This is a genomic window from Kitasatospora sp. NPDC059827 (genome assembly GCF_042731675.1).
GTDB lineage: Bacteria > Actinomycetota > Actinomycetes > Streptomycetales > Streptomycetaceae > Kitasatospora.
Genome location: NZ_JBHWIV010000147.1, coordinates 1 through 9625, shown reverse-complemented (window position 1 = coordinate 9625; position 9625 = coordinate 1). Strand labels below are relative to the sequence as shown.

General features: G+C 74.3%; 9 protein-coding genes. 6 read left to right on the top strand and 3 right to left on the bottom strand.

What is annotated here, in order from left to right; translation table 11 throughout:
* The first annotated feature begins 165 nt into the window (after nt 1-165).
* Nucleotides 166-486: a metal-sensitive transcriptional regulator gene (locus ACFV8H_RS40455; protein WP_375883498.1), complete on the top strand. Its 321-nt coding sequence runs from the start codon at nt 166-168 to the stop codon at nt 484-486.
* A gap of 138 nt (nt 487-624) precedes the next feature.
* Here ACFV8H_RS40455 and ACFV8H_RS40450 read toward each other — a convergent pair whose 3' ends face one another.
* The gene (locus ACFV8H_RS40450; protein WP_380409658.1) at nt 625-1227 is read right to left on the bottom strand and encodes a TetR/AcrR family transcriptional regulator; all 603 of its coding nucleotides are present in this window, start codon (nt 1225-1227) and stop codon (nt 625-627) included.
* Nucleotides 1228-1341: 114 nt separating this feature from the next.
* Between ACFV8H_RS40450 and ACFV8H_RS40445 the strand changes: the two genes are divergently transcribed.
* Both ACFV8H_RS40445 and ACFV8H_RS40440 read left to right on the top strand, forming a co-directional pair.
* On the top strand, nt 1342-2952 hold the full coding sequence (locus tag ACFV8H_RS40445) for an FAD-dependent oxidoreductase (protein WP_380409656.1): 1611 nt from the start codon (nt 1342-1344) through the stop codon (nt 2950-2952).
* 187 nt (nt 2953-3139) lie between these two features.
* Entirely contained in the window at nt 3140-4348 is a 1209-nt protein-coding gene (locus ACFV8H_RS40440) for a cytochrome P450 (RefSeq protein ID WP_380409654.1), read from the top strand.
* Nucleotides 4349-4424: 76 nt separating this feature from the next.
* Here ACFV8H_RS40440 and ACFV8H_RS40435 read toward each other — a convergent pair whose 3' ends face one another.
* Nucleotides 4425-5624 carry a Dyp-type peroxidase gene (locus ACFV8H_RS40435; protein WP_380409652.1) on the bottom strand — a complete coding sequence of 400 codons (1200 nt, stop codon included), beginning with the start codon at nt 5622-5624 and terminating at the stop codon, nt 4425-4427.
* 31 nt (nt 5625-5655) lie between these two features.
* Between ACFV8H_RS40435 and ACFV8H_RS40430 the strand changes: the two genes are divergently transcribed.
* On the top strand, nt 5656-7035 hold the full coding sequence (locus ACFV8H_RS40430; RefSeq protein WP_380409650.1) for a right-handed parallel beta-helix repeat-containing protein: 1380 nt from the start codon (nt 5656-5658) through the stop codon (nt 7033-7035).
* A 156-nt stretch (nt 7036-7191) separates the two neighbouring features.
* On the opposite strand, the gene ACFV8H_RS40425 is transcribed toward ACFV8H_RS40430, so the two are convergent.
* Entirely contained in the window at nt 7192-7665 is a 474-nt protein-coding gene (locus tag ACFV8H_RS40425) for a MarR family winged helix-turn-helix transcriptional regulator (RefSeq protein ID WP_380409648.1), read from the bottom strand.
* Nucleotides 7666-7823: 158 nt separating this feature from the next.
* Here ACFV8H_RS40425 and ACFV8H_RS40420 point away from each other — a divergent pair, with 158 nt between their 5' ends.
* Together ACFV8H_RS40420 and ACFV8H_RS40415 are read left to right on the top strand one after the other, a co-directional pair.
* Nucleotides 7824-9035, top strand: a complete 1212-nt coding sequence (locus ACFV8H_RS40420; protein WP_380409646.1) for an MFS transporter — start codon at nt 7824-7826, stop codon at nt 9033-9035.
* Between the two features lie 54 nt (nt 9036-9089).
* A complete protein-coding gene (locus tag ACFV8H_RS40415) occupies nt 9090-9530 on the top strand; it encodes a heme-binding protein (protein ID WP_380409644.1) in 441 nt (146 codons plus the stop codon).
* The last annotated feature ends 95 nt before the right edge of the window (nt 9531-9625 follow it).

The following is a 9625-nucleotide window of genomic DNA, read 5'->3' as shown; positions in this document are numbered from 1 at the left end:
CGCCCGCGAGATTTACCAGGTCCTGACCACGCCCGGCACCTCACACGTCACCGCCGAGCAGCTCACCACCGCTGCTTGACATCCATAAGAGCATCGCCCCGTCGGTCCGGGCGTCGGCCCCGCGCCCCGTCCGGACCGATTTCCGCCCCACCGCACCCCGGTAGAGTGAGGGAACTCCTCACCGCACGGGAACCGGAGGCGGCCATGGCCAGCTACAGCCCCCACAAGGACGACTCCCTCAAGCGGCTGCGCCGCATCGAGGGCCAGATCCGCGGCCTGCAGCGCATGGTCGAGCAGGACACCTACTGCATCGACGTCCTCACCCAGGTCTCCGCGGCCAGCCGCGCGCTCCAGTCCTTCGCGCTGCAACTCCTGGACGAGCACATCGAATGCTGCGTCCGCGACGCGATCGCCGAGGGCGGCCAGGAGGCGAACGCCAAGGTCCGCGAGGCCAACCAGGCCATCGCCCGCCTGGTCCGCTCCTGACCCGAACCCGGACCCGGACTCGAACCCGGACCCACCTGCACCGACGCCCTCCGGCGGCACATCGTCGCCGGAGGGCGTTCGTCGTTACGGGGTAGGGGTATCCGAGAGCATCCGAGGGCACCCGCTGCCCAGCGGGCCCTACCGGCCGACCGGCGCCCCGAGCAGCGGCAGGACGATCTCGTCCAGCACCTCGTCGATCACCCGGTCGGCCGGCACCGAACCGCCCATCAGGAAGGCGTCGCGCAGCAGGTCCAGCGGCAGTGAGACGACCCGCGGGGTGAGCCGGGCCGGGTCGACCTCACCCCGGTCGGCGGCCCGGTGCATGATCGCGGCCAACGCGTCCACCGGCCCCGGCGCGCGGAGGCCCAGGTGGAAGACGAGGCGCAGTTCGGGGACGCGCATCAGGTCGACCAGGAAGCCGTGGACGGCGTCGGTCGGCAGGTCGTCGAAGCGGTGCAGCAGGCCGCCCAGCAGGATCGCCAGGTCGGTGCGCAGGTCGCCGGTGTCCGGGGGCTCCCGGTAGTCGGGGGCGTTGCGGCCGAGGGCGGCGACCACGAGTTCCACCCGGTTCGGCCAACGGCGGTAGAGCACGGGCTTGCTGGTGCGGGCGCGGGCGGCGACGCCGTCCATGGTGAGCCGGTCGTAGCCGTGCTCGGCCAGTTCGGCCCAGACGGCGTCCAGGATCGCCCGTTCCAGTTCGTCCCCGCGCCGCCGCGGGGCGCCCGTTCTGCCGCTCGCCACCTGTTTCCGCACCCGACCCTCGTAGATACGTTGCGTTTCCTATCGAGGGCAGTCTACAGTCGGAAACAGGAAACGTGCCGTATCTTATGGCCGAATGGACAAGGGGCGTCCGCCATGCGCGCTGCACTCTCGCACGACTCCACACCCACCACCGACGTCCTGATCGTCGGCGCCGGCCCGGTCGGGCTCACGCTGGCCATCGGACTGGCCCGGGCCGGCGTCGACTGCCGGATCATCGAGCGGGACGACGCGTTCCGCACCGCCGGCGTCCGCGGCAAGGGCGTCAACCCGCGCACCCTGGAGGTGTTCGACGACCTCGGCGTGGTCGCGCGGATCCTCGACCGGGGCGTGCTCAACCTCGGGGTCCGCTCCTACGAAGGCGCCCGGCTGGTCCAGGAGTTCGACCCCGGGGCCACCCGGCGACCGACCCCCGACCGCCCGTACGCCGGCACGCTGATGATCGCCCAGCACCAGACCGAGGCCGTCCTGCGCGACCGGCTCGCCGAGTACGGCGTCCAGGTCGAGACCGACAGCGAACTGACCGACTGCGCCCAGGACTCCGACGACGCCCGCGCCACCGACGGCGCCCGCGACACCGACGGCGTGCTCGCCACCGTCCGGCAGGGCGACCGGACGACGCAGCTGCGCGCCCGCTTCCTGATCGGCTGCGACGGCGGCCGCAGCACCGTCCGCAAGCTGGCCGGCATCCCCTTCCTCGGTGAGACCTGGGAGGAGGAACGCTTCCTCATGGCCTCGATGGACCTGGACGGCCTGGACCCCGACCACATGCACCTCTGGAACCACCCGAAGTTCGGCGGCGGCGCCATGGCGATCGTCCCGATGCGGCAGGACGGCAAGTGGGCGGTGCACGCCGCCGTCGAACCGGACGAGCACGGCGAACTGCCCGCGCCCACCCTGGAGACCTTCCGCCGGCTCTTCGCCGAACGGGCCGGGCTGCCCGGGGTCCGGATGCACGAACCGATCTGGTCCACCGTCTGGCGCCCCACCGTCCGGCTGGTCGAGCGCTACCGCGACGGCTGGGTGCTGCTCGCCGGGGACGCCGCCCACTGCCAGTCCGCGGCGGGCGGCCAGGGCATGAACACCGGCGTCCAGGACGCCCACAACCTGGCCTGGAAGCTCGCCGCCGTGCTGCGCGGCGCGCCCGAGGAGCTGCTCGACAGCTACCAGGAGGAGCGCCGGCCGATCGCCCGGGCCAGCCTCGACGCCACCTCCGCCCACCACAAGGCGGCGTTCCAGGGCGGCGGCGGCACGGTAATGACCGAACAGTTCCGCACCCTGGCCATCCAGGGCGCCGACCTCACCGGGCTCTCGATCGACTACCGCGGCGGCCCGCTCGGCCGGGACCTGGACGACGCCACCGGCATCCGGGCCGGCGACCGGGCCCCGGACGCGCCCTGCACCACGGCGGACGGCACGCCGGTCCGGCTGTTCGACCTGTTCCGCGGCCCGCACTTCACCCTGCTGGCCTTCGGCGACCACCCGGCCCCGGCCGACCCGTCCGCCCGACCCGTGCTCCAGGACCTCCAGGACCTCCCCGGCCTGCGGGTCGCCGCCGTCCGCGACCCCGACGGCCACGCCGCCCGCGCGTACGGCCTGCGCGGCGACGCCGTGGTGCTGGTCCGACCGGACGGGTACGTCTCGCTCACCGGCGCGACCGTCGACCGGACCACCCTCGCCGAGCACCTGCGGGCCTTCGCCGTCTGACCCGCCCCCAGACCGGCTCGGCGCTCACCCCGGACGGGCCGCGGGCGGGCGTCGAGACCGTCTGCGGAGGGTTCGGGGGCGTAGCATCGGGCCGAAACGGGAAAACCGTCAGAAGGATCCAATTCCCTCAGAAAATATGACAGTTGGACGCCCGTGCCCCGCAGCGCCGCCGACCCCGAAGGGTTCCATGTCCTCCCCCGCAGCCGACGCCGCAGCCGCCACCCCGCCCCTGCCGCTCCACCGGCTCCCCTTCACCCCCGCCCAGCCGCCGCACCCGACCACCCTCCCGGACGGCACCCCCGCCTGGCTCGTCACCCGCTACCACGACGTCCGGCAGGTCCTCGGCGACCCCCGCCTCACCCGGAGCGACCTGCACGAGGTCGGCACCGAGGGCAGCACCGCCGACGTCGCCGCCAACCCGGCCTCGCTGTTCAACCAGGACGGCGCCGCCCACCGCCGGTTGCGCGCCACCGTCCAGCGGGCGTTCACCCCGCGCGCCATCGCGAGCTGGCAGCCCTGGGTCGCGGCCGCCGTCCAGCAGTCCGTGGACGCGCTGCTCACCGCCGGGCCGCCCGCCGACCTGGTCACCGCCTTCACCCGGCCGGTGCCCTTCGCCGTCACCGCCCGGCTGATGGGCCTGGACGGCGACGGCCCGGACCGCCTCGACGAGGGGCGGCTGCGGCGCTGGACCCTCGCCCTGCTCGCCCAGGGCGGCGGCGACCAGGAACCGGAGCAGGCCGAGGCCCTCGCCGAATTCGGCGCGTTCACCGAGGAGTTGATCGAACGCCGGCGCCGCAGCCCCGGCCCGGACCTGGTCAGCCGACTGGTGCTGGCCGCCGACCGGGACGGCGGCGTCCCCGAGGACGCACTCGCCTTCCTCGTCCTCGGCCTCACCGCCAGCGGAAACGAGAGCGTCACCGGCGCCCTCGGCAACGCCCTGGTCTATCTCCTGGGTGAGCGCCCCGACCACTGGAGCCGGCTCACCGATCCGGTGGCCACCGAGCACACCGCCGAACGCCTGCTGCACTACATCCCGTTGGGGGACGACGAGGCCACCCTCCGCCGTGCCACCGCCCCGGTGGACGTCGGCGGCGTGACCGTCCCGGCCGGGGCCGTGGTCGCCGCGAGCCTCGGCAGTGCCAACCGCGATCCGGCCGTCTTCCCCGGCGGGATCGAGGCCGACCTCGGCACCCCGCTCGACGCCCCCACCCTCGCGTTCAGCGTCGGCCCGCACTACTGCATCGGCGCCTGGCGGGTCCGCCTCGAACTGCGCGAATCGCTCCGCCGACTGGCCACCGCCCTGCCCGGCCTGCGCCTCACCACCCCGCTGGAGCAGCTGAGTTGGCAGCTGGGCGGCACCACCCGCAGCCCGGCCGCGATCCCGGTCGCCTGGTGAGGCCGTCCGTCCGGCCGCCTGCTCGACCTGCTCGACCTGCTCGACCGCTCGACGTCCCCTCACCCCCACAACCCCGTCACCCCCACAACCCCTCGCCCAGCACCCCGCCCTCCCGCGCCCCCGGCAGTACGTAGGCCACCGCGGAAGCCGTGTGCACCAGGAAAGGGTTGAGCGCGTCCTTGGCCGCCAGCCGGTTCTGCACCCGGGTGAACTGCGCCGGGTCCCGCACGAAGGCGCAGAACAGCAACCCCCGGTCGTCGGGGGCGTCGTCGTAGCTGTAGCCGCGCCGCAGCATCCGGGCGCCGGAGTCGAGCCGGGGGCTGCTGAGCCGGACGTGGGCGCTGTTGGGGATGACGTACGAGCCGTCCGGGTTCTTGGCGTAGATGTCCGGGTCCTCGTGCTCGGCCGTGCCGGTGAGCGGGGCGCCGTCGCCGCGCCGGCGGCCCATGGCCAGGTCGCGCCGGTCCTCCGGGAGGGCGGCGAACCCGGCGGTGTCCATCCGGATCCGGCGGTAGACCAGGACGGTGCCGTGCTCGTACGGGCCGGGCGGGCCCCAGACCCACTGCTGGGCCTCGGCCGGGTTGGGGTTGGCGGTGCCGTCCTTGTAGCCGAAGAGGTTGCGCGGGGTGGTCCCCGGGGGCGTGCGCGGCAGGAAGCCGGGCTGGCTCCAGCGCACCGTCGCGCCCGCCGACTTCGCCGCGCCGCCGAGGAGTTCGGCCACCACGGTGAGCGGCCAGCGGTCCGCGGCGCAGAGCTGGACCACCAGGTCGCCGCCGCCGCGTGCCGGGTCCAGCCGGTCCCCGGGGAAGGCCGGGAGCTCCGCCAGCGCGGGCGGGACGTTCAGCCCGAGCCGGGCGGCCGCGCCCGGACCGACCCCGACCAGGCTGCTGAGCCGCGCCGGTTCGCCGTCCCGCAGCCGGGGATCGGCCGGGCCGGCGCCCGTCGCATCGGCCAGCACCCCGGTCAACTCCCCCAGCAGGGAGCGCAGTGCGGTCCGCCCGTCGGAGGTCGCGGCGGGCGCCAGGTCCAGGGCCAGCAGCAGGGTGGCCGGCTGCTGCGGGGCCGTCACCCCGGCCTGCCGGTCCCCGTGGAACGGCGTCTGCGGCACCGCCGGGGGCGGCTGCGGTGCGGCGGCCGGCCCGCGGCCCAGGGCCACGGCCCCCGCGCCGACCCCGGCGGCCAGCACCGCGCCGCCGCCCGCGATCAGCGTCCTCCGGTCCACCCCGCCCCTGGCGGCCCCCGGCTGTTTCCGCGCCTTTCCGGTTTCGGCATGCATGACCGACATTGGAGACGATAGAACACCCCGTATGCAACTTTTGACTGTCCGTCAATCCGCCTCCGAAGCACCGCAGCGCCGCCGCCCGAGCCGTCCGCACCGCCCGCGCGGCCGGGTCCGCGCCCTCCCCGCCCTGGTGGTCGCCGCCCTCGCCCTGACCGGCTGCTCCTCCACCGGCGCCCCTTCCTCGGACGCCCGGCACCCGGAGGGCGCCGTGGTCCGCGTCCCGCAGGACTTCCCGTCCGTCCAGAAGGCCGTGGACGTCGCCCGCGAGGGCGACACCGTCCTGGTCTCCCCCGGGACGTACCAGGAGAGCGTGCGGATCACCAAGCCCCGGATCGTGCTGCGCGGCACCGACCGCAACGCGGTGGTGCTGGACGGCGGCGTACGGCTGGTCAACGGGGTCACCGTCACCGGCGCCGGCTCGGTGGTGGAGAACCTCACCGTGCACGGCTACCTCGCCAACGGCGTGCTGTTCACCGGCGTCACCGACGAGAAGCTCCAGCAGCGCGGCGCCGGCGGCTCCGCCTACAACCCGCTGGACACCACTCGCTTCCCCGCCCTCCAGGGCTTCCGGGCGACGCGGGTCACCGCCTACAACAACGGCCTGTACGGGATCTACGCCTTCGACGCCCGGGCCGGGGTCATCGAGGACTCCTACGCCTCCGGCGGCGCCGACTCCGGCGTCTACGTCGGCCAGTGCAAGCCCTGCGACACCCTGGTGCGCGGCAACACCGTGGAGCGCAACGCGGTCGGCATCGAGATCACCAACGCCTCGGACAACCTCTGGTTCCTCGGCAACCGGGTGGTCGGCAACCGGGTCGGCGTCACCGTCAACTCCAACGACCTGGAAGCCCTCGCCCCCCAGCACGGCGCCGTGATCGCCGGGAACGCCGTCACCGACAACAACGCCTCCGACACCCCCGAGCAGGCCGACGGCGGCTTCGGCATCGGCATCGGGATCGGCGGCGGCACCGCGAACCGGGTCGAGCGCAACCTGGTCAAGGGCAACCGCTCGGCCGGCGTGATCGTCACCGACCCGCCCGGGCACCCGGCCGCCGGCAACCTGGTCAAGGGCAACCGCACCGAGGGCAACGGCGTCGACCTGGTACTCGCCTCCGCCGACCCGGGCAACTGCTTCACCGGCAACCAGCCCGCCACCCAGAGCCCGGACGACCTGGAGGCCCGGGCCGCCTGCGAGGCGCAGAGCCGCAGCCCGCTCACGGCCGGCCGGGCCGCGCCGGTCCAGGCCCCGCCCGGCGTGCCGTTCAACCAGGTGCAGGCGCCGCCCGCCCAGCCCTCGCTGCCGGACCCCAACGCCCCCGCCCGCCCGGCCACCGACCTGCCCGGCCCGGTCGACCCGGACGCCTATCCGCTCCCGGCGACCGCCGACGCCGTCCTCGCGCACTGACCGGCGGCCGCGGCGCGACGGCCGCTCCGCACGGAGAACGGGCGGGCCCACGGCACACCGAGTGCCGCGGGCCCGCCCGACGCCGTTCCAGGCCCGCGGGGCCTGTACGCCGACCGCCCGTGCCGCTCAGGGCCGGTCAGGGCCGGTCAGGGCCGCTCAGGGCCGCCGCAGCGGCGCGGGCGGGTCGACCGCCTCGACGGCCGAGACCAGCGGGGCCAGCTCGGGGTTGCGGGCGGCCTGGTCGAGCGCCTCGCGCAGCGCGGTGTCATTGGTCGGCCGGGCCTGCGCCAGGAGCCGCAGGCCGTCCTCGCTCACGTCCGTGTAGATGCCACGGCGGTCGGTGGGGCAGAGGTAGCGGGCGAGCAGCCCGCGGTCCTCCAGCCGGGAGACCAGCCGGGTGGTGGCGCTCTGGCTGAGCACGACCGCGTCGGCGACCTGCTTCATCTGGAGGTGGCCGCCCTCGCCGTCGTGCTGGCGGCTGAGCACGTCGAGCAGCGAGTACTCGCGCACGCTCAGGTCGTGCTCCGCCTGGAGGGCGCGTTCGATGTGCGCCTCGATCCTGCCGTACAGGACGTACAGGGCGGCCCATCCGTTGGCGAGGGCGGTCAGCGCGGGGTCCGTGGCGGTCATCGGCACGGTCTCCTTCCAGGTACGGGCCGGGCACGAGCAGGCCTCCAGTTTAGGCCTCGGGCATGCCGAGGGTGATTGCCCGCACTTGCACATAGCCCGCGCTTGCAACTATTGTCGAGGCACGTAAGGCGCACTAGCAATCGCACGGAGGTCGCGCCATGCCCCTCGCACTTCTCGCCCTGGCCATCGGGGCCTTCGGGATAGGAACCACCGAGTTCGTGATCATGGGCCTACTACCCCAGATCGCGGACGACTACGGCGTGACCGTCCCCACCGCCGGCCTACTGGTCACCGGCTACGCGCTCGGCGTGGTCATCGGCGCCCCGCTGATGACCGTGCTCGGCACCCGGATCAGCCGCAAGACCATGCTCATGCTGCTGATGGGCCTGTTCGTCATCGGCAACCTGCTGTCCGCCGCCGCCCCCAGCTTCCCGCTGATGCTCGCCGGACGGATCGTGACCTCGCTGGCCCACGGCGCGTTCTTCGGCATCGGCTCGGTCGTCGCCGCCGAACTCGTCGCCCCGCAGAAGAAGGCCGGCGCCATCGCCACCATGTTCACCGGGCTCACCGTCGCCAACATCGTCGGCGTCCCGCTGGGCACCTTCATCGGCCAGGCCGTCGGCTGGCGCACCACCTTCACCGGTGTCGCCGCCCTCGGACTGCTCGGCCTGCTCGGCATCGGCAAGCTCGTCCCCAGCCTGCCCCGCCCCGAAGGCGCCCGCCTGCGCGGCGAGTTGACCGCCTTCCGCAACCCGCAGGTGCTGCTCGCGATGGCGATGACCGTCCTCGGCTTCGGCGGCGTCTTCGCCGCGATCACCTACATCGCCCCGATGATGACCGACACCGCCGGCTACTCCGAGGGCGCGGTCACCTGGCTGCTGGTGCTGTTCGGCGTCGGGATGTTCCTCGGCAACCTGCTCGGCGGCAGGTTCGCCGACCGCAAGCTGATGCCCCTGCTCTACACCACCCTCGGCGGCCTGGCCGTCGTCCTGGCCCTGTTCACCCTCACCGCGCACGACAAGGTCGCCGCCGCCGTGACGATCCTGTTGGTCGGCGCCCTCGGCTTCGCCACCGTCCCCCCGTTGCAGAAGCGCGTCCTCGACCAGGCCCACGGCGCCCCCACCCTCGCCTCCGCCGTCAACATCGGCGCCTTCAACCTCGGCAACGCCCTGGCGGCCTGGCTCGGCGGCCTGGTCATCTCGGCCGGCCTCGGCTACACCGCCCCCAACTGGGTCGGCGCCCTGCTCGCCGCGGCCGCCCTGCTGCTCGCCCTCTGGTCCGCCGCCCTCGAACGCCGCGACCAGCACCGGGCCGCCACCACCGGGGCCGCCACCGACGCCGCCGCACCTCGGACGCCCGTCCACCACTGACCGCCCTCCCCTCTCCCCTCCCCCCTCCCCCCGTTCCCCAGGAGCAGCGCCACCATGAGCACCACTGCCACCACCCCCCTCACCACCCTGACCACCGCGGAGGCCGAGACCCTGGTCCGAGCCGCCCACGCCGCCGCCGAAGCCGCCGGGGTGACCGTCAGCGTCACCGTCCTGGACGCCGGCGGGCACCTGCTGGCCTTCCGCCGCGACGACCGCGCCGTACTGATCTCCGGCGAGACCAGCACCCGCAAGGCCTACACCGCGCTCCAGTTGGACGCCCCGACCGCCGACCTGGTCGACCTGGTGAAGCCCGACGGCCCGTTCCACTCGCTGCCGACCGCCCTGGACCGCCCGCTGCTGTTCATCGCCGGCGGCGCCCCGGTCCGCCGCGACGGCCGGCTGATCGGCGCCCTCGGCATCGGCGGCGGCGCCCCGGAGCAGGACCACGGCTTCGCCACCACCGCCCTCGAAGCCCTCGGCACCCTCGCCGTCTGACACCTGGCACCTGACACCTGATGCCTGACGCCAGGCGCCCCATAACAACGGCTGTGGCCGGGTGGGCGGTTCACCTCCTTCGTGAACCGCCCACC

Excerpts from the sequence above, each read along its gene's own strand:
- ACFV8H_RS40445 (WP_380409656.1), top strand. The coding sequence starts at position 1,342 with ATGCGCGCTGCACTCTCGCACGACTCCACACCCACCACCGACGTCCTG.
- ACFV8H_RS40440 (WP_380409654.1), top strand. The coding sequence starts at position 3,140 with ATGTCCTCCCCCGCAGCCGACGCCGCAGCCGCCACCCCGCCCCTGCCG.
- ACFV8H_RS40435 (WP_380409652.1), bottom strand. The coding sequence starts at position 5,624 with ATGCATGCCGAAACCGGAAAGGCGCGGAAACAGCCGGGGGCCGCCAGG.
- ACFV8H_RS40430 (WP_380409650.1), top strand. The coding sequence starts at position 5,656 with ATGCAACTTTTGACTGTCCGTCAATCCGCCTCCGAAGCACCGCAGCGC.
- ACFV8H_RS40425 (WP_380409648.1), bottom strand. The coding sequence starts at position 7,665 with ATGACCGCCACGGACCCCGCGCTGACCGCCCTCGCCAACGGATGGGCC.
- ACFV8H_RS40420 (WP_380409646.1), top strand. The coding sequence starts at position 7,824 with ATGCCCCTCGCACTTCTCGCCCTGGCCATCGGGGCCTTCGGGATAGGA.
- ACFV8H_RS40415 (WP_380409644.1), top strand. The coding sequence starts at position 9,090 with ATGAGCACCACTGCCACCACCCCCCTCACCACCCTGACCACCGCGGAG.